Source organism: Burkholderia pyrrocinia (genome assembly GCF_001028665.1).
GTDB lineage: Bacteria > Pseudomonadota > Gammaproteobacteria > Burkholderiales > Burkholderiaceae > Burkholderia > Burkholderia pyrrocinia.
Map to the genome: position 1 here is coordinate 417530 of NZ_CP011503.1, position 22553 is coordinate 440082.

Consider the following 22553-nt stretch of genomic DNA (forward strand, 5'->3'; position numbering starts at 1 on the left):
TTACCAGCCGGCCGGTTGCGCGTAGCCGCGCGACACCGGCGCACCGCACACATACGCGCGCTGGTAGCGGTCGTAGCAATAGTTCGGGCCGTCGTCCTGGTACTGCGCCTGCTGGTAGGTCGGATAGGCAGGCTGCTGGTACGCGGGCGCCTGGTAGTACGTCGGCGGCTGATAGGCCGGTGCCTGGTACGCGGGCGCCTGATACACGACGGGCGGATTCATCGCGGACGTCACGATTGCGCCCAGCACCGCGCCGCCGATCAAGGCGCCGATGATGGCGCCGCCGTCGCGGCCATGCGCGGACGCCGGGCCCGCCACGACGAGCGAACCGGCGAGGACACACACTGCGGCAATCTTTTTCATGATGGACTCCCACGCGAAGTGGTACTGGATGCGATGCATTGTGGCGGCACGCAGCCGTAATAGATGCAGCAAGTGGTAACGCGCCATTACGCGTATCGCGCACGCCGAAACCCAGCGCCGCCGTGCTACGATTTTCGGCACACAGGAGACGCCTTCATGCAGCCCGAAACCGCCCGCCGTTTCGATACCGAATTCGCGCCGCGCATCGCGCAGGCAATCGCCGCCTTCTTCGCCGATCATGTGCTGACCGACGTCGTCCCGTACGGCGGGCACGGGCACCCGACGCGCGTGCAGATCCGCAGCGCGCCGCACGAGCATGTGAGCGGCTTCGTGCATCCGCTGAATCTCGAGCTGACCTGGGACACCGACGAAATCGAGCGGCTGATGGAACCGGACGGCCCGCAGCGCTTCGAGCACTACCTGGCCGCGCTGCCGAAAAAGCTGGGCGCGTGGCAGGGCGCGCGCGACATCGATCTCGCGTCGCGCACGCAGGCCGACCCGCTCGTGCGGCTCGGCGGCCTCGACTTCGAAGGCTGAGTGCCCGCGCCGGCGTCGCGCAATGCGGCCCGGTGATACACTCGACCGGCCCCGGTCCGGTGCAGCCGCGCCGGCCGGGCCGTTCATCGCCGCCTCCACCCTTTTCGCATGGTTGCGCACGCAACCGGCAACCGGGCGCGCGGACAACCACGCTTTCGCTCCCGTCATGAACGCCGATACCGGCCTGCCGCTTCCGCAACGCTACTGGGCGATCGTCTGCGTCGCATTGGGCATCACGCTCGCCGTGCTCGACGGCGCCATCGCGAACGTCGCACTGCCGACCATCGCGCGCGACCTGCACGCATCCGACGCCGCGTCGATCTGGATCGTCAACGCGTACCAACTCGCGGTCACGATCACGCTGCTGCCGCTCGCGTCGCTCGGCGAGCGCATCGGCTATCGCCGCATCTACATCGCCGGGCTCGCCCTCTTCACCGCGGCGTCGCTCGGCTGCGCGCTCGCCGGCTCGCTGCCGATGCTGGCCGTGATGCGCGTGATCCAGGGCTTCGGCGCGGCCGGCATCATGAGCGTCAACGCGGCGCTCGTGCGGATGATCTATCCGTCGTCGTTGCTCGGGCGCGGGCTGTCGATCAATGCGATGGTGGTCGCGCTGTCGTCGGCGATCGGGCCGACGGTCGCGTCCGCGATCCTGTCGTTCGCGTCGTGGCCGTGGCTGTTCGCGGTCAACGTGCCGATCGGCATCGCCGCGGTACTCGGCAGCGTGCGCGCGCTGCCGGCCAACCCGCTGCACGACGCGCCGTACGATTTCCCGAGCGCGCTGATGAACGCGTGCGTATTCGGGCTGCTGATCACGGCCGTCGACGGGCTCGGGCACGGCGAACGCCATGCATACGTCGCGGCCGAGCTGGCCGTCGCGCTCGTCGTCGGCTACTTCTTCGTGAAACGTCAGTTGTCGCAGCCGGCGCCGCTCCTGCCCGTCGACCTGATGCGCATCCCGATGTTCGCGCTGTCGGTCTATACGTCGACGGCGTCGTTCACGTCGCAGATGCTCGCGTTCGTCGCGCTGCCGTTCTGGCTGCAGAATTCGCTCGGCTTCTCGCAGGTCGAGACCGGCCTGTACATGACGCCGTGGCCGCTCGTGATCGTGTTCGCCGCGCCGCTCGCGGGCGTGCTGTCGGACCGCTATTCGGCCGGCATCCTCGGCGGGATCGGGCTCGCGCTGTTCGCGGCCGGGCTGCTGTCGCTCGCGACGATCGGCGCGCACCCGGGCACCGTCGACATCGTGTGGCGGATGGCACTGTGCGGCGCGGGCTTCGGGCTGTTCCAGTCGCCGAACAACCGCGCGATGCTGTCGTCGGCGCCGCGCGAGCGCAGCGGCGGCGCCGGCGGCATGCTGAGCACCGCGCGGCTGACGGGCCAGACGCTCGGCGCCGCGCTCGTTGCGCTGATTTTCGGGCTCGCGCCCGATCGCGGGCCGACGATCGCGCTGTATGTCGCCACGGCCTTCGCGGCGGTGGCCGCGGTCGTGAGCATGCTGCGCATCGCGTCGCCGCGGCCGGACGCGGCGGCCTGACACCGAGGCGCGCCGCACACGCACACGCGCGTCACGCGGCGTCGAGCGCGTCCATCACGAAGCGCACGCGCGCCTTCACGCTCACGCGCGGCAACTCGATCAGCCGGTACCCGTACGACGTATAGCAATCGACCATCGCATCGTAGGTGCGTACGGCTTCAGCGAAATCCTGCCGGCGCTCGGTGTCCTGCGCGTAGATGTCAGGCCACGGCGGCGCGACGAACACGCGCCGGTGATAGCGGAAACGGCGCGCCGCGGCTTCCGCGTGCGCGGGCACGGCCAGCCCCGTCAGCCGCAGGTAGCCGACCACGTCCGGCACGCCGCGGTCGAAGAACACGGGCCCGCGCGCGTGCCGCGCGAGACGGTACGAGCGCATCTCCCAGCTCAGCATCAGTTCGGCGAACGCAGCCGGGTCGCGCCACGGCAGCGCGTGGCCGTCGACGGCCACCTGGTCGCGGATCACGCCTCGACCGGCCTCCTGCGAGCGCGCGAAACCGGCGCGCTCGAGCGCGTCGAGCAATGTGCTTTTGCCCGAGCCCGGGCCGCCCGTCACGACGAAGAAACGGCGAGTGGCGTCGTCGGTCGCGTCGTCGTCCCCGGCTCCGTGCGCTAACTCACGCATGCGCAACCCGCCGGCCCGCGCGCTGCGTGACCGACGCGGCCGCCGCGACACTGCGCAAGTCGGCGACGAACGTATCGCGCCAGACCGACAGGTCGTTCTCGCGCAGCCGCGCGAGGTTCTCCTCGTGACGCGCCTGCCGCTCCGCGAGCGGCATCGACAGCGCGCGCTCGAGCGCCTCGGCCATCTGCGACAGGTCGTACGGATTCACGAGGAGCGCACCGGTCAGCTCGGCCGCCGCTCCCGCGAACTCCGACAGCACGAGCACGCCCGGATCGGCCGGGTCCTGCGACGCGACGTATTCCTTCGCGACGAGATTCATCCCGTCGCGCAGCGGCGTCACGTAGCCGACCTGCGACATCCGGAAGAACGCCATCAGCAGGTTGCGCTCGTACTTGCGGTTCAGGTACTGGATCGGCGTCCAGTCGAGTTGCGAAAAGCGGCCGTTGATGCGGCCGGCCTCGCCTTCGAGCGTTTCGCGAATGTCCTGGTAGGTCTGCACGTCGGAACGCGTCGGCGGCGCGATCTGCACGAGCGACACGCGCCCCTGCCAGCCCGGTGCATTCGTGAGCATCCGCTCGAACGACTGGAAGCGCTCGACGAGCCCCTTCGAGTAATCGAGTCGGTCGACGCTCATCACCAGCTTGCGGCCGTCGAGCGCCTCGCGCAGCATCTTGACCGGCTTGCGCGTGCCGTACTGGACGGCCGCCTGCGCAATCGCGTCCGGATGCACGCCGATCGGATAGGCGGCGACCTTCACGACGCGGCCGTGCGCGTGCAGCATCCCGTCGTCGCTCGCCGCGCCGATTCCGCGCCGCTCGATGTAGTCGGTGAACGCCTGCTTGTCGGCATCGGTCTGGAAGCCCGCGACGTCGTACGCGCACATGAACTTCACGAGTTCCTCGTGCGGCGGCACGAGGCGCAGCATGTCGGGCGACGGAAACGGGATGTGCAGGAAGAAGCCGATCGGGTTCTTCACGCCGAGCTCGCGCAGGAAATGTGCGAACGGCAGCAGATGGTAGTCGTGTACCCAGATCAGGTCGTCGGGCCGCAGCAGCGCCGCGAGCTGCTTCGCGAGCATCGCGTTCACGCGCAGATAGCCCGCGTACTCCTGCCGGTCGAAGCGCGCGAGATCGCCGCGGTAGTGGAATACCGGCCACAGCGTCGCGTTCGAGAAGCCGCGGTAGTACTGGTCGTAGTCGCGCCGGGTCAGCCCGACCGTCGCATACGTGACGTTGCCGTCCCGCTGGATCGCGGGCTCGGTGTCCGGTGCACCGACGATCTCGCCGTTCCAGCCGAACCAGACGCCACCGGTTTCCTTCAGCGCGTCCATCACGCCGACGGCGAGACCGCCCGCGCTCGGGCGAGTGTCCTCGCCGACGGCGACACGGTTCGATACCACGATCAATCTGCTCATGCGGCTTCCCCCCTCGATTCGATTGGCTGGCGCGCGGCGCGCGCCAAGCCGGACGCGGCGGCCCGAAGGCGGCCCGCGTGGCGATTCAGTTCCGAGAAATGCAACGAAGTGCGGCAGCGGAATGCGACGACGACGGAATCAAGCGTCCTGCTCCTGGCCGAGGTCGCGTTGATAGTCGAGCCCTTCCGGGCGGGCGCCGCCCTGGTTGTGATCGCCGTCGGACGGCGTCTCGCCGGGCGCACCGGCAGGCGGTGCGGATGGCGCGTCGGTCTGCGGACGCGGTTGGTCCGCCCCCGCGTCGGGTGGCCGATGCGAAAACCGTTTCGGACGACGCATGGCTGGGTGTCTCATAGGAGGCGCGGCTCGAAGCCGCCGTAGAAACATTCCATAACAGAACAGTCTAGGTCGGTTCCTCGCACGCCAAGGTAACAATTACCTTCAATTTGTAACGTTTCGACCCTGCGTCAGCCATCTGTCCGAGAATAGCGCCGCGCGCACGCGCGCCATGCCGTCCGGCGATTTGTCAAAGCTTTGCATTTTTCCTATGACAATTGCGAAACAATGACGCGGCATGGGGCGCGCAAGCGTCGCCGCTCACCCAGACAGGACTTGCATTCAGGGATGAACATTCGTTTCGAATCGTCGCGCCGGGCCATGCCGGCGCGCGTCGTGCTGGCCGCACTCGCCACGGCCGCACTGCTGTCCGGCTGCAACTCGCTGTACAGCGAAGGCGCGACAGCCGGCGCCGGTATCGCGGGCGCCGCGATCGCTTCCAAGGTCACCAACAACGCCGCCGTCGCGACAGGCATCGGCCTCGGCGCCGTCGCCGGCGCGCGTGCGGGCGTCCAGTACTCGCAGCGCGTCGCGCACCGCTACACGCAGGAACAGATCGCGAAGGCGGCCGGCCCGCTCGACGTGGGCGGCGTCGCGCCGTGGTCGACGCACCACTCGTTCCCGATCGAGGACGACGAGCAGGGCCGCGTGACGGTCAGCCGGATGATCAGCGTCGGTCCGCTCGACTGCAAGGAAATCGTGTTCGCGGTCGACACGCCCGCGAAACCCGACAAGGCCGCGCAATCGGCGTTCTACGTCGCCACCATCTGCCGTGACGGCCCGGTGTGGAAATGGGCGTCGGCCGAACCGGCGACCGAACGCTGGGGCGCGCTGCAATGAGCGTCGCGATCCGTATCGCGGCGATCGGCGCGCTTTGCGCGGCAGCGGCCACGCTGTCGGGCTGCGGGTCGGTCGGTGCGGCGAGCGGCGCGCTCGCCGGCGCGGCGACGGGCCTCGTCACGGCGAACCCGGCGGTGGGCGTCGGCGTCGGGATTGCCGTGCAGGCCGCGACCGACGAGGCCGTCAACCGCACGATGAAGCAACTCCATCAGAACCAGCAGGACGCGATCGCCAAGGCGGCCGGCAGCCTGGCCGTCGGCGAAGTGAAACCGTGGAAGGTGAAGAACACGCTGCCGCTGGAAAACGGCGAAGGCGAAGTGCGCGTCACGCGTGCGTACTCGTCGGCGCTCGCGCTGTGCAAGGAATTCGCGTTCTCGGTGAAGGACGGCGACAAGGCCGACTGGTATTTCGCGAATGCGTGCCAGCAAGGCACGCACTGGAAGTGGGCGTCGGTCGAACCGGCTGTCGATCGGTGGGGGAATTTGCAGTGACCGGGCGATGCGCGGCGCAGGACGTGCGGCGCCCTCGCCGTTCTGCGTACACGTAACCGGGCAGTCGTTACGTGCGTGCGCGAAGCTGCGTCACCCTGTCCTTGATCTTCGCGGACAACGCATCGTCCGGGTTGTAGGACAGGCATCGCTCCAGATCCGCGATTGCCGCCTTGAGATCGCCCAGCGTCTCGTAGGCCCTTGCGCGGTTGAAATAGACGAAAGGCTGATCGGGATTGAGCTTCAGCGCCTTGTCGAAATAATCCAGCGACTTCTGGTAGCCGCCGCCTTCGAGGAAAATAGTCGCGAGCGTGCAATACGCCGACGGGTCCGTGTACCCCAGTTCGATGGCCCGGTTCAGATCGTTCAATGCAAGATCCGTCTTCTTGATCATCGCGAAGGTCGTGCCGCGATCGGCGTATGTCGCGGCATCGTTCGGCGCGACTTTCAGGATGTCACCATACAGTCCGAGCGCATCCTCGATACGCCCTTGCGACACGAAGCCGCGCGCTCTCATGCGGATCGGTGAAAAATCCGGATTCTTATCGGTCATGCAAGACAATTCCCTAAAATGAGGCCTTATCGACCACGAGTTGCCGATCAGCCAATGCGTGCGCCCTCGGGGCAATCAAATCGATGCGCCTGTACGTTGATTGAACGCCGCTCGCATGACATCCGGACTGACCATTTCCATTCGACTCAACTCGGCCAGGACTGCCGGAAGAATGCCATCGATACCAGGATCCATCTCTCGCATCTGCTTCAACAATGCTAGCTGGAAAGCTTCATCTTCATGAATTCCCGACTCCCCCGTCTGGCGACGCGCACGATACAGCACGCCAACCCAATAGCGCGTGCGCTCGATTGCGCTCCATCCCGCATAAGTGTTCGGGAACTTCGTCTTTTCGATCGCTTGCCGAACGACTGTCTCGGGCTCGCCCAGAAACCGCATGAAGAACATCTGCTCGCCAACTGCAAGCTTCGACGACGTCACTGGATCGTATGCGGTATGGGTTTCATAGCGAACGTCGGTATCGGCCTCAAGCCTATTGCCCATTTGCACCCGGATCCCGTCTCGCAGAACTATCTGCCGCTCCACTGGGAATCGTGCTTCGCGCTCGCTGCGTGACAGCAGACGCCCCGACTTCGGCGAAAACTCGACTTCATGTTGACGACCGATTTTCGCGTCGGAGTACCAAACGATGACCGTCTGCGACTCGGCGTTCTCGAGCACCATCAGAAAAATGGCCTCAGGGATCAACGCCGCCAACGCTGAAGGCAGCGCGGAGTACGGAATATCTTCCCGCTTCAACATCCACCTTATCTGTACGCGCGTCAGTGAATGACTGCCGCAGAAATTTGCTGACAAATGCACCTTCCGGGGTCGACTCAGCCTACGCCGAAGAGCCGGAATCTTCCAATCAAGAGCAGGATTGAATTCGGGCCAGTCTCACATCTAGCGGCTCCAGACATCGATCAAGGATCGCTGCAATTCCTTGTTTTTAGTCAAGCTCGCGATATATGCGAAATGATCCTCGTCTTCATCCAGCTCTGGCAAATTCGGATCAAATGTTTCATCGCCAACCCACCATGCAGGATATTGAATGGCATGGCCGTCAATGGAGAAAGTCGTCATCCCTCGTTGAAAATCGTGTTCGTACTTGACGTTACGACCAAGATCCTCAAAATTCCAGCACCTTTTATTCCACTGAAGATAAAGCTGCCGATCTGCCGTAAAAACAGCAACTTCCTGGCCTTCGACAGCCATGTAATTTCCGCGCGCCACATATGCATCTCCTGCCAAAGCAGAAAACAACCCTGTGTCGACATTCAGCTCCACAAACCTGGACGGATGATTAATCACCCCGAGTTGCACATTCTTCATCATTCCCCAACCTACGCGATACCCGTAAGAATATCCATTGCAGGATTGCTTCTTGTTCCTGCAGCGATTACACCCTCCGGGCTACCATATTTCTGAAGCAGCGCTTCGTAGGTCGGCCCATACTTATTACCGTATTTGGCCATATTGCGCTCATACAATACCGGCAGCTTGTCCTCGGAGTATTTCGACATTCGGGTTTGATTTCGCATGTCGACAATCTGCCGCCCAATACTTTCTTCGCTGGCGCCACTGGCACGCATATCGGACACCCATGCACTCTCGTCAGCCAGACCTTGATGGTATTCCAGTCGCACGTTCCGAGCATTGGCAACTTGCTCCGGATTCGTCCAGTCTACCGGCCACTTGGGTGCAGTGACCTGCCCCGGTGTTATAGGTCCACTTGCTCAGCCTCAGAAATGACATGCCCGCGCCCCAGTGATCTGGTTATTGTCGTGACGGAAGGTTGATCAGCCCACAAACGATGAAGCCCAATCCGAAGGCAGCGAAAAAGACCGCATTCCCCCAGATCGCATCGAACCGATCGATTCTCGCAGTCGGAATCGGATTCTCGGCAAGATAGCGCACCTGCGGTCGATCGCCGACGGCCATTTTTGACACGATACCGCCTTGCGGATACGAAACGTGTTCGCCTGACTTGGTCATGAACTCGATTTCAGGGTGATAACCGCCCGCGTTCAACTTCACCACTTCGCCCGGCACCATGATCGACGTCCGCATGAATTCACGCGTCAGCTGAACGTTTATCGCCGCTGCGATCAAAAAGCCGACTCCGATCACGACAAAGGCTACGGCCTTGTACATAAATGTGCTCGCTCGTTCGTCAAATAGCAGTCGGGATGATACACAACGCGAGTCCCGCACATGGGACTATCCGACGGCATCCAGTCCATCCAAGAGATTACAAACCAAGCTTGTCGGAGCGCACAATTGTCGGCCCAACAAAAATGACTTTGCGCAACGACGATTGCGGACCATGCGGCTGCATCTTGAAATGCGGGCGACGCCAGTGCGGACTCTTTTCGTGATGCGGTACGGCAGTCTCATTGCCTTCCGCACCAATCGGCTCCCAATCCAGAACCGCTGGTCCCACGATATGTCGATCGTACAAGTACTCGATCTCCGCGAGTCGTTCTCGACGTTTGCGCTGCCCTAGTCCCTTGAACTCCCTCGGTGCCCGACTATAAGCAAGATCGGCTTCTACATGCGCATCTGGAAGCTTCAGATACAGCATCAATTTTACGATGTAGTCGAATACCTGCTGCCAATAGACAAGAGCCGTCTCTCGCCTCTCTGGAGCACATTGGTTGTTCAGATCTTCGAGTATCTGTTTGACCGTGCGATCAGGCTCATCCAGCGGATAGGTGACCAATTGTGTACGAAAGTCACCGCTGCTGAATTCCTGCCAGGTCACCATCGTCAACTGGTCGGCGCTCGTCGTCTCTGACTCGAGCCTACGTCGGAACAAGGCAATCGCGCGGATACCATCGTCTTTGTATCCTTGCCACGCAGAATTGGGAATAATGCAAAGCGCCGGCGCCGGAAATTCAACCAGACCGATCGGCACATCGTCTGCAATGTATGCAAATCGATGAAGCGCGGCGGTCGGTTCGTTCATTGCGCCGTTGCTGGCATGGTAAATCTACCAGGTCAAGCTGCGACGGGCGTTTTCCAGATCCTGCGGGTCCAGGCCGGCTGCCAATGACCGAACACAGGTCGTCACGAATCTCGGAAATTCGTCGAAGAGCTGATCGATTGGGTGCGACGCCAGCCTCGTTTGGAAATCGAACTGCCAAACCTTCTGCGCCTCCAGTCTCACGCGATCCCATGCGTCCAACGTTCCTGCGGCCCGATAACGAACTGGCGGCGGCAGCCGAGCATAGTCCGGTTTATCAGCCGCAGACGTATCCCTCAGCGCCACCCGTACGGACATTGCAAGAAACGCTTCGGGATTATGAAAGGCAAATTGACGGCCTGGGTCCACTTGAGCGCCTCAATGCATGCGTATTCAGCTCGAAACGATGGGAACTAGGATAGCAAATCTCCGACCGGATCCTTTTCTCGCCGTACCGAACACATCCCGCGTGACGCTGCCCCGACAAAACGCCTTGGCGGCACCCCAGCAGACCCGGCGACAACGCTCGAATCATTAGCAATTTGGGGACCGGAATCATAGCGGCCCCGGCTTGCCAAAGCGTAAAGTGAGTCGCTTGCGACAGGACAGGCAACCAGCAACTAAACAGTCGGCATCCCGTCACGGAATCGTCCCACGCTTCACCAAACGTTACGTCCTTCCTGCGAGCCTCTGCCCGCCGGGCTTCATGGGCCGCCCGTTGGTCGGCCCTCACTTCCCTCGGATCTTTGCCCTCGTTAACCAGCGTTTTTTCGACTTGCCAGCTTCGATGCGAGCCTTACCGAGATCCCAAGCTCGAGCATCACCGATGGTCAACCGGACGGTTTTGCCGAACAGCCGAGACTCGAACACGTAGGCCCGCGTGCCAGCCGCAGTCACACGCAAACCTAAGCCAGGCGTCTTTGCATCCCAATGGATTGTCTGCTGCTTTCCTGGCTCACATCCGAAGCCCTCAACCCGCGCCGCTGTAAAACTTTGCTTTGCCATCCCAGCCTCAAGTAGGCACCATGTAGGCAAAATGTGCGAACACAAAGGTATCTAAGTCAACACAAAAATCAGGACACGATCACACACTACGTTGTTTTATATTGATTTTTTTGTTCACACGGATGTCAATCCATGCACATCCACTTGCAGACTTCAGGACTCGACGTCCTCGAGGCTGAAGATCTCGGTCTGGTCGTTGTACGAGAAGATCTCGCCATAACGGCCCCAGTCGATCACCGCGTCGAGCGTTTCCTCGGCCGCGCCGTCCGACAGGGAATCCTCGAGTTCCTGCTCGAAGCGCACGCGCGGCGCACGATGGCCGGGACGCTCGTTCAGCACCTTCTTGATCCGCGCAGCCAGCGGCACGTGCTTCAGCAGGTGATCCGCGAACATCAGCTTGCGTTCCTGCGTACCGAATTCCGCGAACACGCGCCCCGGCGGCGTCAGGAACACGTCGCCTTCGCGCACGTCCGCGAAACCGAGGTATTGCAGCACTTCGGCGATCGGGAACAGATCGTCGACTTCCAGATGCAGCGTGCGCGCGATTTCCGGCATGTCGGCGCGTCCATGGTACGGCGCCATCGCGAGCGTTTCGATCAGGCCGGCCATCAGGTTGGTCGACACCTGCGGCAGCCAGCTGCCGACCTCGAGCCCCTTCTTCGTCGCCTCGCCGGTCTGGCGGGCCGTCATCTTCGCGTAGATATCGTCGACGAGCTTGCGGAACGCCGGGTCGAGCCGGTTGCGCGGATGCTTGAACGGCACCTTGATCTCGGCGATCACGCGGCCCGGGTTCGACGACAGCACCAGGATCCGGTCGCACATGAACACGGCTTCCTCGATGTTGTGCGTGACGATCAGCACCGACTTGATCGGCATCCGCCCTTGCGTCCACAGGTCGAGCAGGTCGGTACGCAGCGTCTCGGCCGTCAGCACGTCGAGCGCCGAGAACGGCTCGTCCATCAGCAGGATCGTCGGATCCACGACGAGCGCGCGCGCAAAGCCCACGCGCTGGCGCATGCCGCCCGACAGCTCGCGCGGATACGCGTTCTCGAAACCGTCGAGACCGATCAGGTCGATCGCGGCGAGCGCACGCTCGCGCCGCTCACGCGCGCCGACGCCGAGCGCTTCGAGGCCGGCCTCCACGTTCTGCAGCACGGTGAGCCACGGGAACAGCGCGAAGGTCTGGAACACCATCGCGACACCTTCGGCCGGGCCGCGCAGCGGCTGGCCGAGGTAGGTCACTTCACCGCCGGTCGGTTCGATCAGGCCGGCGATGATCCGCAGCAGCGTCGACTTGCCCGAGCCGGAACGGCCGAGCAGCCCGACGATCTCGCCTTCGCGCAGCGACAGGTTCGCATCGTCGAGCACGAGCAGTTCGCCCTGCGTCTTGTTGAAGCCGCGGCAAACGTGATCGACGCGCAGGATTTCCTCGCCGAGGCGCGGCGGCTGGGACGTCTGGACGGGGGCGTTTACAGCATTCGGATTGTGCATCGCGTTTCGCTCTCAATCGGTCTCAGTCGAGCCGCAGCTTCGCTTCGGCATAGGCATACAGCGGGCGCCACAGCAGGCGGTTGAACAGGGTGACGAACAGGGACATCACGGCGATGCCCAGGATGATCTTCGGGAAGTCGCCGGCGGCGGTGGTCTGCGCGATGTACGCGCCGAGGCCGTGCGCCTCGATCTTGGTGGTGCCCCACTGCACGGCTTCCGACACGATGCTCGCGTTCCACGCGCCGCCCGACGCGGTGATCGCGCCGGTCACGTAGTACGGGAAGATGCCGGGCAGGATCGCCTGCCGCCACCACTGCCAGCCACGGATGCGGAAGTTTGTCGCCGCTTCGCGATAGTCGTTCGGGTAGGACGTTGCGCCGGCGATCACGTTGAACAGGATATACCACTGCGTGCCGAGCACGATCAGCGGCGACAGCCAGATGTCGGGGTTCAGGTGGAAGCGCGCGATCACGATCACGAACACCGGGAACAGCAGGTTCGCCGGGAACGCGGCGAGGAACTGCGCGAGCGGCTGCAGCTTCTCGGCCAGCTTCGGGCGCAGCCCGACCCACACGCCGATCGGCACCCAGATCACCGATGCGATCGCGATCAGCACGACCACGCGCAGCAGCGTGATGAGCCCGAGCACCAGCACGTGGCCGACCTCGGCCATCGTCACGCCGGTCGACACGAAGCTGACGACGCGCCACACGATATAAGCCGTGCCGATCAGCACGAGGGCCGCCCATGCGATGTCGACCGTGCGCGACGCCTTCTTCTCGACGCGCGGCAGCGCGAAGCGCATCGCACCCGACAGCGGCACGCGCAGCGGAATCCGCGCAGCCTTGGCGAAGAACCAGCCGGCCGGCACGAGCAGTTGATGGATCAGGCGCGTGCGGCGCACGAGGTCGAGCAGCCACGACTCCGGCGCGTTGCCCGAGCTCGTGTTCTCCATCCGGAACTTGTCGGCCCACGCGACGAGCGGGCGGAACAGGAACTGGTCATAGGCCAGGATCACGACCGTCATCGTGAGGATCACCCAGCCGATCGCGCCGAGGTTCTTGTCCGAGATCGCCTGCGCGAGATATGCGCCGACCCCCGGCAGCGTGATGGTCTGGTTGCCGACGGTGATCGCCTCCGATGCGACGACGAAGAACCAGCCGCCCGACATCGACATCATCATGTTCCAGATCAGGCCCGGCATCGAGAACGGCACCTCGAGCTTCCAGAAGCGCTGCCAGGACGTCAGGTGGAAGCCCCGCGACACTTCGTCGAGATCGCGCGGCACCGTGCGCAGCGACTGGTAGAAGCTGAACGTCATGTTCCATGCCTGGCTCGTGAAGATCGCGAAGATCGCCGCGAGCTCGGCGCCGAGCACGCGGCTCGGGAACAGCGCGAGGAAGAACGTGACCGTAAACGAGATAAAGCCGAGCACCGGCACCGACTGCAGGATGTCGAGGATCGGGATCAGCACCATGCCCGCGCGACGGCTCTTGGCCGCGAGCGTGCCGTACACGAGCGTGAACACGAGCGACGCGACCATCGCCGCGAGCATCCGCAACGTGGTGCGCAACGCGTATTCGGGCAGGTTCGACGGATCGAGCGAGATCTTCTGCGTCTGCAGGGTCCCGATCGGTGCCATCGTTTCGTGGAAGCCGACGATCGCCATCGCCAGCAGGCAGATGATCAGCGGAAACGCGATGAAGTCCCACCGGTTCGGCAGAACGCGCCACGCGGACGCGTTGGCGGTCCGGTTCGGATTGAAGAATCCGACGTCCATCAGGCGCCCTCCCCGGTAAGGCCGAACGAAGCCGGCAGTCGATGTTGATTCATGGCAAAGCGCACGGGCGCGGTAATTCGATTGACTGACGATCTCGCGCAGGCGCGATGCGCAGCGCGTGCAAGCTGCGCCCCCGCGCGGCCCGGTCGAGTCGGCTCGCGACGGCACGACACTACACCAACCTGTATTTCAGGTACAACCGTCCGGGGGCGGCGCGACGGCGCCCGCCACGGGCGGCGCACGGATCGTGCCCGGCGCGCGGGCGGACGGCGGGTGCACGGTACGGGGCAGCCCGGCCGCAGTCGTTCGGCCGGCATGCAGGCCCGAATTATGCCGTGATCCGGGCCGGCCGTGAACCCGCCAGCCGCACGCAGGTGGAAACCATGTCGGGCGTCACGAGCCGGATGCGGCGAAGCGGGTATGATCGGGGCTAGCCCCCGGGGGCTGTTGCGGCCGTTCTCGTGGCTGCGCATGCACGCCCCATCTGCAAACCGACCCTGGGGATCGATCGACGAGCGGGAGGAAGGGAATGGCAGGAAACTTGGTGATCGTCTGCCGCGATCAGGATGCCGACGCGTTCTACGAACTGATGCAGGAGTACGGGTCGTTCCAGACGCGGCTGTCGTCGACGGCGTGGTACCTGAACATGAACGTCGTGCCGGAATCGCTGCAGGAGGAAATCCTGGAGCGCCTCGGCCGCTATACGACCGTCTACATCTTCGAGGCCACCACCGTGACCTACAACACGATCGACAGCAACGCAGCCGAGACGCTCGGCACGCTGTTCGAATGATGCCGCGCGGCGCTTGCCGGCCCGGGCAGGCGCCGCAGCCGCTTACGCGGCCTGTGCGTGAGGTTCGTCCTTCGGCACGACCTCGAACGGAAACGTCATCGCGACGCGCAGACCGCCTTCGGGGCGGTTGCCGATGTCGCACGCCCCGCCCAGCCTGAGCACGAGCCGCTCGACGATCGCGAGCCCGAGCCCGCTGTGGCCGTTCCCGCCGCGCGCGGGGTCGAGCCGCACGAACGGCCGCGTCGCGGCCGCGAGGTCGCGCGGTGCGATCCCGCCGCCGCTGTCGCTGACCGACAACACGTAGCCGGTCGGCGTGCGCGCCGTCTCGACGAGCACGGGCGGCGCGCCGTATGCATGCGCGTTGTCCAGCAGGTTCGACAGGATCCGGTCGAGCGTCGCCGTCGGCAGCCGGAAGCCCGGATCGGCGTCGAGCCGCGTCTGGACCGCCGGCGCATTCGGCGCGACCGCACGATAGCTGCGTGCGACCCGCTCGCAGGCCTGGTCGACCGGCACCGGCTCGCTGCGGTCGGACCCGCCGTGCGCAAACACCAGAAACTGGTCGACGATGTGCGACATCGAGTCGACGTCGCGCACGACGCCGTCGCGCAAGCGCGCGTCGTCCATCATTTCCGCGCGCAGCCGCATCCGCGCAAGCGGCGTGCGCAGGTCGTGCGCAACGCCCGCCAGCATCACCGCGCGATCGCTGTCGGCCTGCGACACCTGTTCCACCATCTGGTTGAAGCCATGCGTGAGCTGGCGCAACTCGCGCGGGCCGCGCTCGCGCAGCGGCGGCACCGGCTGCCCGCGGCCGAAGCGCGCGACCGCGCGCGCCAGCGAGCGCAGCGGCTGCTGCAACTGCCAGGCCGCGAACAATGCGGCGATCACGCCGGCCGAGAAGATCGTGCCGAGCCACAACAGCATCCGGTCGAGCGAGCGCGGCGGACGCAGCGGCTGCACGGGCACCACGATCCAGTTGCGGTCAGACGGCTCCTTCACCCACAGCACCGGAGGATGACCCGGCGCGCCGACCTCGACGCGCGTACCGGGCGGCATCCGCTCGCTCACGTCGTCGCGGAACCGCTTGAGCGCCGCCGGCAGGCTCGACGGATCGCCGTTCGGCACGTCGGCGCTATCCGGCGTCACGAGCCGCACGCGCGACGGCAACGGCTGGTCGGGCGTGCGCTCGACGTGCTGGCGCACCGCGTCGACCAGGAACGCGGCCTCCTCGACCGCGTAACGCGTCTGCATCTGGTTGCGCTCGAGCCGCATCGCGAAGAACCACGCGAAGTGCGACAGGAGCAGGACGCCAACGACGAGCAGCGCGAGCCGCCCGAACAGCGAATCAATGGGTTTGCGCATGGGCCTCGCCGTCGGGCACGAACACGTAGCCGCGCCCGCGGACCGTCTGGATGAAGCGCGGCGTCGACGGATCCGTTTCGAGGATGCGGCGCAGGCGCCACACCTGGACGTCGATGCCGCGGTCGGTACCGTCGTATTCGGGCCCGTGCAGCAGTTCGAGCAGCCGCTCGCGCGTCAGCGTGCGCAGCGCATGGTTCACGAAGATCTTCAGCAGCGCGAATTCACTGCTCGACAGCGTGGCCGGCTTGCCGTCGACCGACAGCGTGCGCCCCTGGAAGTCGAGCACGAAGCGGCCGAATGCGAACGGCTCGCGCTGTTCGGGCGCGGCTGCCGACGGCGTCGCGCGGCGGCGGCGCAGCACGGCCTGCACGCGCGCGAGCAGTTCGCGCGGGTTGAACGGCTTGCCGAGGTAGTCGTCCGCGCCGAGTTCGAGCCCGACGATACGGTCGACGTCGTCCGCACGCGCGGTCAGCATGATCACGGGGATGTCGTCGCCGGCCGCGCGCAACTGGCGCAGCGCGGTCAGGCCGTCCACGCCCGGCATCATCAGGTCCAGCACGATCAGGTCGGGCCGCTCGCGCTCGAGACGCTTCTCGAGCGTCGCCGCGTCGTGCAGCACGGACACTTCCATCCCCTGGCGCACGAGATAGTCGCGCAGCAGGTCTCGGAGTTCTTGGTCGTCGTCGACGATGAGGATCTGGGTAGTCATGGCTTGAAGTTTACCGCGCGAGGGCGGAGTCGAAGAACGAAACAAAGGGACGAAAGGGTTACTGCGGGTTACCGCGCAAGGGAACTGTAATGCGCGGTAACCGGGCCACCGCCCCGCGTAACACCGGCCGGGGCCCGCATCGCTAACCTGCGTCTTACCGGATGCGGTACCTGGCTTTCCCCGGACTGCATCGCCGGACCCTTTGGATACAAGGAGTTTCTGAAATGTATAAGAAGACTTCCCGCGTGGCCATCGCGGCCGCCACTGTGCTCGCTCTCGCCTTCGGCACCGCGCATGCCGCGCAGCCCAACGACATGCCGCCGCCGGGCGGCCCCGGCATGCACCAGATGCACGGGCACGACGGCGGCCCGTTCGGCGCGATCATGAAATTGCACGACCAGCTGAAGCTCAACGCGTCGCAGGAACAGCAATGGCAGACGGCCGTCAACACGATGAAGCAGAACCGTGATGCGATGCGCAAGAGCCACGAGCAGATGCGCGAGCAGTTCAAGGCGCAACAGAACCAGCCGATCCTCGACCTGAGCGCGCTGCACGCCGCGCGCCAGCAGGCCGAACAGCAGAACGCGCAACTGCGCGAGCAGACGTCCGCCGCATGGCTCGCGTTCTACAACGGGCTGAACGACCAGCAGAAGACCACGGTCAGCACGGCGCTCAAGCAGCAGTTCGCGCAGATGCAGCAGCGCCACGAGAAGATGAAGGAACGCTGGGAGCAGCATCGCGCGGCCAAGGGCGCGTCGGCGCCGGCGCAGTAAGCCGGCAAGCCGCTCCCCGGAGCGGCGCCGAAGGGGACGCGGGCGCAGGCTCGCGCCCCCTTTTTCGTTCAGGCGACGTCGAACAGCAGCACCTCGGCCGCCCGGCCGCGCGCGAACGTGACCGCGTCCACGCCGCCGATGCCCGCGCCATCGCCCGCCGCCAGCGCGCGGCCGTTGATCTCCACCTCGCCGCGCGCCACATGCGCGTAGACGCGGCGGCCGGCCGGCACGTCGAACGCCGCCCGCTCGTCGCCGTCGATCCATCCCGCGAAGATTCGTGCATCCGCGTGCACCGGCAGCGAGCCGTCGTCGCCGTCCGGCGACGCGACGAGCCGCAGCCGGCCGCGCCGGTCGTCGTCGGCAAAGCGCGTGTGCACGTAGCCGGGCCGGCCGCCCGGCCCGGCCGGCGCGAGCCAGATCCGCAGCAGGCGCAGCGGCTGGTCGCGCGACGCGTTGGTTTCGCTCAGCATGATGCCCGTGCCGGCGCTCGTGCGCTGTACGCCGCCCGCGCGGACGATCGCGCCGCTGCCGAGGCTGTCGCGGTACGCAAGCGCGCCGTCGAGCACGTAGGTGACGATTTCCGCGTCGCGGTACGGACGCATGCCGAAGCCGCGGGTCGGCGCGATGCACTCCTCGTTCAGTTCGCGCAGCGCGCCGAACGCCGGCGCGCCGCCACGACCGGCGGCGCGGGGAAAGCTGTGGTGGGATTCGTGCCAGCCGTGGCTGCGCTGGTCGCGATCGGCGGCGCGACGGATCTGGAACATGGGGCGGCACTCCGTGAGACGCACTATTTCTGGCGTGCTCCAACTGTAAGGTTGCGTCGACCACGCCACAATCCGTCGACCGCGCACCGCATCGTTGCATCCGCGGCTGCAATTGACACAATACCCGTTGCGAATACTGCGATTACCGCAACAGCCGAATCGAAGAATCGATCGATCGCGCCGGATTGCCGTTTTCCGGGTATCGCGTTCGGGTAAAATACCGCCCTTTTGGCGTTCGCCCGTCCGGCGGCCGCCATCGCCAGAACGCCGATCGGCGAATTTTGGCCGTCTAGAATACGCCGCGGCGCCCGGTCCCACCGGCCGCGAGCGCCCCCGGAAAAACAGAAGGATGGAAATGAAGAAGGCCGCCCTGTGCGCCGCCCTCGCCCTCGTGGCGGGCAGCGCCTTCGCGAAGGAGTGGAAGACCGTGCGGATCGGCGTCGATGCCAGCTACCCGCCGTTCGAGTCGACCGCGCCGAGCGGCGAGATCGTCGGTTTCGACGTCGATCTCACCAAGGAGATCTGCAAGCGGATCAACGTGAAATGCGTGTGGGTGGCGCAGGACCTCGACGGGATCATCCCGGCGCTGAAGGCGAAGAAGTACGACGTCATCGTGTCGTCGCTGACCGTCACGGACAAGCGCCGTGAGCAGATCGACTTCTCCGACAAGGTGTACGACGCACCGGCGCGGATGATCGCGAAGACCGGCTCGCCGCTGCTGCCGACGGTGGCGTCGTTGAAGGGCAAGCGCGTCGGCGTCGAGCAGGGCTCGACGCAGGAAACCTACGCGAAGGCGTACTGGGAACCGCAGGGCGTGACGATCATTCCTTACCAGAACCAGGACCAGGTCTATGCCGATCTCGGCTCGGGCCGCCTCGACGCGACGCTGCAGGACGAGCTGCAGGCCGACTACGGCTTCCTGCGCACGCCGCGCGGCAAGGGCTTCGCGTTCGCCGGGCCGGAAGTGAAGGATCCGAAGACGATCGGCGACGGCACCGCGATCGGCCTGCGCAAGGAAGATACGGACCTGAAGCTCAAGATCAACCAGGCGCTGGCCGACATGCACAAGGACGGCACGTACGACCGGCTGTCGCACAAGTACTTCTCGTTCAGCGTCTATTCGGCTGCGGCCCGCTGAGCGCCGACAAGAAGAAGCAACGGATGCGGGGGCGGCCCCGCGTCCGGGCAGTACAGGCAGTCAACCACGCGCCGCCCGCCCCCTTGCCCGCCGCTCGCGCGACGGGCTCGCCCGGCACCGTTGCCGGGGCGGACGGTCATGATACGCACGGGGCGTTCCGCGCTGCTTGGCGGACGCGTCTTTCGCGGCGCACTGCGTGCGCCGTCAAGGACCACATATGTTTCTACAAGGTTACGGCCCGCTGATCCTCGCAGGCACCTGGCAAACCGTCAAACTGGCGGTGCTTTCGCTTGCGCTGTCGTTCCTGCTGGGTCTGCTCGGCGCGGGTGCGAAGCTGTCGCGCAACCGCGTGACGAACGGCGTCGGCACCGTCTATACGACGCTGATCCGCGGCGTACCCGACCTCGTGCTGATGCTGCTGCTGTTCTACAGCCTGCAGATCTGGCTGAACATGGCGACCGACGCGCTCGGCTGGGACCAGATCGACATCGATCCGTTCCTCGCCGGCGTGCTCGTGCTCGGCTTCATCTACGGCGCGTACTTCACCGAGACGTTCCGCGGCGCGTTCCTGTCGGTGCCGCGCGGCCAGCTCGAGGCCGGCAGCGCGTACGGGATGACGAGCTGGCAGGTGTTCACGCGGATCATGTTCCCGCAGATGATGCGCTTCGCGCTGCCGGGCATCGGCAACAACTGGCAGGTGCTCGTGAAGTCGACCGCGCTCGTGTCGATCATCGGCCTGGCCGACGTCGTGAAGGCGTCGCAGGACGCCGGCAAGGGTACGCTGCGGTTCTTCTTCTTCACGCTGATCGCGGGAGCGGTCTACCTCGCCATCACGACGATCTCGAACTTCGTGCTGATATGGCTCGAAAAGCGCTACTCGACCGGTGTCCGCAAGGCTGACCTATGATCGAACTCATCCAAGAATACTGGCGCAACTATCTCTACACCGACGGCTATCGCATCACCGGTGTCGCGATCACGCTGTGGCTGCTCGTCGTATCGATCGGCCTCGGCTTCTGCCTGTCGGTGCCGCTCGCGGTCGCGCGCGTGTCGAAGAGGAAGTGGCTGTCGAGCGCCGTGTGGCTCTACACGTACGTGTTCCGCGGCACGCCGCTCTACGTGCAGCTGCTGCTCTGCTACACGGGCCTCTACAGCCTGCAGGCCGTGCGCGGCACGCCGGTGCTCGACGCGTTCTTCCGCGACGGGATGCACTGCACGCTGCTCGCGTTCACGCTGAATACCTGCGCGTACACCACCGAGATCTTCGCGGGCGCGATCAAGGCGACGTCGTACGGCGAGATCGAAGCCGCGCGCGCGTACGGGATGACGCCGTTCACGATGTATCGCCGCGTGATCCTGCCGTCGGCGCTGCGCCGCGCGCTGCCGCTGTACAGCAACGAAGTGATCCTGATGCTGCACGCGACAACGGTGGCGTTTACCGCGACCGTGCCGGACATCCTGAAGATCGCCCGCGACGTGAACTCGGCGACCTACATGTCGTTCCATGCGTTCGGCATCGCCGCCCTGCTCTACCTCGTGATCTCGTTCGCGCTCGTGTGGCTGTTCCGCCAGGCGGAGCGCCGCTGGCTCGCGTATCTGCGCCCGCAAGGCAAGTAAGTTTTCGCAGGACTATTGATGAACTCCCAGACTCAGAAGCTTTTCGTCGACGATCTGCACAAGCGGTACGGCGACAACGAGGTGCTCAAGGGCGTGTCGCTGAAGGCGAACTCGGGCGACGTGATCAGCGTGATCGGCTCGTCCGGCTCCGGCAAGAGCACGATGCTCCGCTGCATCAACTTCCTCGAACAGCCGAATGCCGGCCGCATCTTCGTCGACGGCGAGGAAGTGCGCACCGCGCTCGACAAGGCGGGCGCGCTGCGCGCGGCCGATCCGAAGCAGTTGCAGCGCGTGCGCACCAAGCTGTCGATGGTGTTCCAGCACTTCAATCTCTGGTCGCACATGAACGTGATCGAGAACGTGATGGAAGCACCGGTGAACGTGCTCGGCATCCCGAAGAAGGAAGCCGAGGAGCGGGCGCGCGCGTATCTCGAGAAGGTCGGCCTCGCGCCGCGCGTCGAGAAGCAGTATCCGTCGCACCTGTCGGGCGGCCAGCAGCAGCGCGTCGCGATCGCGCGTGCGCTCGCGATGCATCCGGACGTGATGCTGTTCGACGAGCCGACGTCGGCGCTCGACCCGGAGCTGGTGGGCGAAGTGCTGAAGGTGATGCAGAAGCTTGCCGAGGAAGGCCGCACGATGATCGTCGTCACGCACGAGATGGGTTTCGCGCGCAACGTGTCGAACCACGTGATGTTCCTGCACCAGGGTCGCGTCGAGGAAGAAGGCGTGCCGGCCGAGGTGTTTGCCAACCCGAAGAGCGAACGCCTGCGCGGGTTCCTGTCGGGCAGCCTCAAGTAACGCACGACGTGCGCGACGTGCGAACGGGCGCCCCGCGGCGCCCGTATTTCGTTTACGCGGCGCTCACCGGCGCGCTGTCGGCAAACGCGCGCAATTCGTCGCCCGCGAGCCGGTAACGCACCCACTCGCTCTGCGGTGCGGCGCCGACGCTCTCGTAGAAGCGGATCGCCGGCTCGTTCCAGTCGAGCACGCTCCATTCGAATCGCCCGCAGCCCGATTCGACCGCGATCCGCGCGAGCGCCTTCAGCAGCCGCAGCCCGGCGCCCGCGCCGCGAAAGCGCGGCGACACGTACAGATCCTCGAGATAGAGCCCCTGCCGGGCAAGCCACGTCGAATACGAGAAGAAATACACGGCGAAGCCGGCCGGCTCGCCGTCGACCTCGCACACCAGCGCACGCGCCGGCGACCCTTCGCCGAACAGGCTGCGCTCGAGCGACGCGGGCGTCGCGATCACTTCGTGCTCCGCCTTCTCGTAGACGGCCAGCTCGGTAATGAAACGCAGGATCAGCGGCACGTCGGCGACGGTGGCGGTACGGATGTCGATTTGCACGGGTTGAGCCCTCCTCCGGCCCGGACTTGAAACGGAAAGCGGCGCCGCACAACAGCGCTGGCGCCGATCAGACCGTCATGCTACGTTCACGCCGTGCCTGCAGGAAGTGCAGTTTCTTCATCTCGAC

At 65.2% G+C, this 22553-nt stretch carries 26 protein-coding genes and 1 pseudogene; 10 read left to right on the forward strand and 17 right to left on the reverse strand.

Annotated features, from left to right (window positions below; all coding sequences use genetic code 11):
• Entirely contained in the window at positions 1–402 is a 402-nt protein-coding gene (locus ABD05_RS01940) for a hypothetical protein (protein WP_047898716.1), read from the reverse strand.
• Positions 403–519: 117 nt separating this feature from the next.
• Here ABD05_RS01940 and ABD05_RS01945 point away from each other — a divergent pair, with 117 nt between their 5' ends.
• A complete protein-coding gene (locus ABD05_RS01945; RefSeq protein ID WP_047898717.1) occupies positions 520–900 on the forward strand; it encodes a DUF5594 family protein in 381 nt (126 codons plus the stop codon).
• A 166-nt stretch (positions 901–1066) separates the two neighbouring features.
• Positions 1067–2434 (forward strand): MFS transporter, encoded by a 1368-nt coding sequence (locus ABD05_RS01950; protein ID WP_047898718.1) that lies wholly within the window; start codon positions 1067–1069, stop codon positions 2432–2434.
• Positions 2435–2465: 31 nt separating this feature from the next.
• Here ABD05_RS01950 and ABD05_RS01955 read toward each other — a convergent pair whose 3' ends face one another.
• The 3 genes from ABD05_RS01955 to ABD05_RS01965 form a co-directional block, all read right to left on the reverse strand.
• Entirely contained in the window at positions 2466–3056 is a 591-nt protein-coding gene (locus ABD05_RS01955; RefSeq protein ID WP_047898719.1) for an AAA family ATPase, read from the reverse strand.
• Complete coding sequence (otsA, locus tag ABD05_RS01960) at positions 3049–4470, reverse strand: alpha,alpha-trehalose-phosphate synthase (UDP-forming) (RefSeq protein ID WP_047898720.1); 1422 nt, start codon at positions 4468–4470, stop codon at positions 3049–3051. Before otsA ends, ABD05_RS01955 begins: the two co-directional genes overlap by 8 nt.
• 138 nt (positions 4471–4608) lie before the next feature.
• Positions 4609–4806: a hypothetical protein gene (locus ABD05_RS01965; protein ID WP_047898721.1), complete on the reverse strand. Its 198-nt coding sequence runs from the start codon at positions 4804–4806 to the stop codon at positions 4609–4611.
• Between the two features lie 285 nt (positions 4807–5091).
• Between ABD05_RS01965 and ABD05_RS01970 the strand changes: the two genes are divergently transcribed.
• Complete coding sequence (locus ABD05_RS01970; protein WP_047898722.1) at positions 5092–5643, forward strand: hypothetical protein; 552 nt, start codon at positions 5092–5094, stop codon at positions 5641–5643.
• Positions 5640–6134 (forward strand): hypothetical protein, encoded by a 495-nt coding sequence (locus ABD05_RS01975; RefSeq protein WP_047898723.1) that lies wholly within the window; start codon positions 5640–5642, stop codon positions 6132–6134. Before ABD05_RS01970 ends, ABD05_RS01975 begins: the two co-directional genes overlap by 4 nt.
• Before the next feature lie 67 nt (positions 6135–6201).
• Here ABD05_RS01975 and ABD05_RS01980 read toward each other — a convergent pair whose 3' ends face one another.
• From ABD05_RS01980 to ABD05_RS02015, 9 genes and pseudogenes are all read right to left on the reverse strand, one after another.
• A complete protein-coding gene (locus ABD05_RS01980) occupies positions 6202–6759 on the reverse strand; it encodes a tetratricopeptide repeat protein (RefSeq protein WP_148669047.1) in 558 nt (185 codons plus the stop codon).
• A complete protein-coding gene (locus tag ABD05_RS01985; protein WP_047898725.1) occupies positions 6760–7446 on the reverse strand; it encodes a hypothetical protein in 687 nt (228 codons plus the stop codon). It lies immediately after the preceding gene.
• A 141-nt stretch (positions 7447–7587) separates the two neighbouring features.
• Complete coding sequence (locus ABD05_RS37275; RefSeq protein ID WP_148669048.1) at positions 7588–8019, reverse strand: hypothetical protein; 432 nt, start codon at positions 8017–8019, stop codon at positions 7588–7590.
• Positions 8020–8027: 8 nt separating this feature from the next.
• Positions 8028–8285 carry a hypothetical protein gene (locus ABD05_RS37280; protein WP_148669049.1) on the reverse strand — a complete coding sequence of 86 codons (258 nt, stop codon included), beginning with the start codon at positions 8283–8285 and terminating at the stop codon, positions 8028–8030.
• A 175-nt stretch (positions 8286–8460) separates the two neighbouring features.
• Complete coding sequence (locus tag ABD05_RS02000) at positions 8461–8838, reverse strand: DUF3592 domain-containing protein (RefSeq protein ID WP_047898728.1); 378 nt, start codon at positions 8836–8838, stop codon at positions 8461–8463.
• A 97-nt stretch (positions 8839–8935) separates the two neighbouring features.
• Entirely contained in the window at positions 8936–9652 is a 717-nt protein-coding gene (locus ABD05_RS02005; protein WP_053059922.1) for an AcrVA2 family anti-CRISPR protein, read from the reverse strand.
• A gap of 637 nt (positions 9653–10289) precedes the next feature.
• Positions 10290–10654 (reverse strand): annotated as a pseudogene (locus ABD05_RS35585) (Arm DNA-binding domain-containing protein); the annotation flags it as partial.
• Positions 10655–10807: 153 nt separating this feature from the next.
• Positions 10808–12145, reverse strand: coding sequence for an ABC transporter ATP-binding protein (locus tag ABD05_RS02010; protein WP_047898729.1), 1338 nt, complete (start codon positions 12143–12145; stop codon positions 10808–10810).
• Between the two features lie 22 nt (positions 12146–12167).
• Complete coding sequence (locus ABD05_RS02015) at positions 12168–13925, reverse strand: ABC transporter permease (protein WP_047898730.1); 1758 nt, start codon at positions 13923–13925, stop codon at positions 12168–12170.
• A 529-nt stretch (positions 13926–14454) separates the two neighbouring features.
• Here ABD05_RS02015 and ABD05_RS02020 point away from each other — a divergent pair.
• Complete coding sequence (locus tag ABD05_RS02020; RefSeq protein WP_011352846.1) at positions 14455–14718, forward strand: double-stranded DNA-specific endonuclease; 264 nt, start codon at positions 14455–14457, stop codon at positions 14716–14718.
• A gap of 42 nt (positions 14719–14760) precedes the next feature.
• On the opposite strand, the gene ABD05_RS02025 is transcribed toward ABD05_RS02020, so the two are convergent.
• Complete coding sequence (locus ABD05_RS02025) at positions 14761–16077, reverse strand: ATP-binding protein (protein ID WP_047898731.1); 1317 nt, start codon at positions 16075–16077, stop codon at positions 14761–14763.
• Complete coding sequence (locus ABD05_RS02030; protein WP_047898732.1) at positions 16061–16786, reverse strand: response regulator; 726 nt, start codon at positions 16784–16786, stop codon at positions 16061–16063. The genes ABD05_RS02025 and ABD05_RS02030 overlap by 17 nt, the downstream gene beginning before the upstream one ends.
• Positions 16787–17010: 224 nt before the next feature.
• On the opposite strand from ABD05_RS02030, the gene ABD05_RS02035 reads away from it, so the two are divergent.
• On the forward strand, positions 17011–17559 hold the full coding sequence (locus ABD05_RS02035; protein WP_047898733.1) for a Spy/CpxP family protein refolding chaperone: 549 nt from the start codon (positions 17011–17013) through the stop codon (positions 17557–17559).
• 68 nt (positions 17560–17627) lie between these two features.
• Here ABD05_RS02035 and ABD05_RS02040 read toward each other — a convergent pair whose 3' ends face one another.
• A complete protein-coding gene (locus ABD05_RS02040; RefSeq protein WP_047898734.1) occupies positions 17628–18323 on the reverse strand; it encodes a pirin family protein in 696 nt (231 codons plus the stop codon).
• A gap of 355 nt (positions 18324–18678) precedes the next feature.
• Here ABD05_RS02040 and ABD05_RS02045 point away from each other — a divergent pair, with 355 nt between their 5' ends.
• The 4 genes from ABD05_RS02045 (at position 18679) to ABD05_RS02060 (ending at position 21876) form a co-directional block, all read left to right on the forward strand.
• Positions 18679–19461, forward strand: coding sequence for an ABC transporter substrate-binding protein (locus ABD05_RS02045; RefSeq protein WP_047901036.1), 783 nt, complete (start codon positions 18679–18681; stop codon positions 19459–19461).
• 217 nt (positions 19462–19678) lie between these two features.
• Positions 19679–20368, forward strand: a complete 690-nt coding sequence (locus ABD05_RS02050; RefSeq protein WP_047898735.1) for an ABC transporter permease — start codon at positions 19679–19681, stop codon at positions 20366–20368.
• Complete coding sequence (locus tag ABD05_RS02055; protein ID WP_047898736.1) at positions 20365–21078, forward strand: ABC transporter permease; 714 nt, start codon at positions 20365–20367, stop codon at positions 21076–21078. The genes ABD05_RS02050 and ABD05_RS02055 overlap by 4 nt, the downstream gene beginning before the upstream one ends.
• An 18-nt stretch (positions 21079–21096) precedes the next feature.
• A complete protein-coding gene (locus ABD05_RS02060) occupies positions 21097–21876 on the forward strand; it encodes an ABC transporter ATP-binding protein (RefSeq protein ID WP_047898737.1) in 780 nt (259 codons plus the stop codon).
• Between the two features lie 52 nt (positions 21877–21928).
• Here ABD05_RS02060 and ABD05_RS02065 read toward each other — a convergent pair whose 3' ends face one another.
• On the reverse strand, positions 21929–22426 hold the full coding sequence (locus ABD05_RS02065) for a GNAT family N-acetyltransferase (protein WP_047898738.1): 498 nt from the start codon (positions 22424–22426) through the stop codon (positions 21929–21931).
• Between the last annotated feature and the right edge of the window lie 127 nt (positions 22427–22553).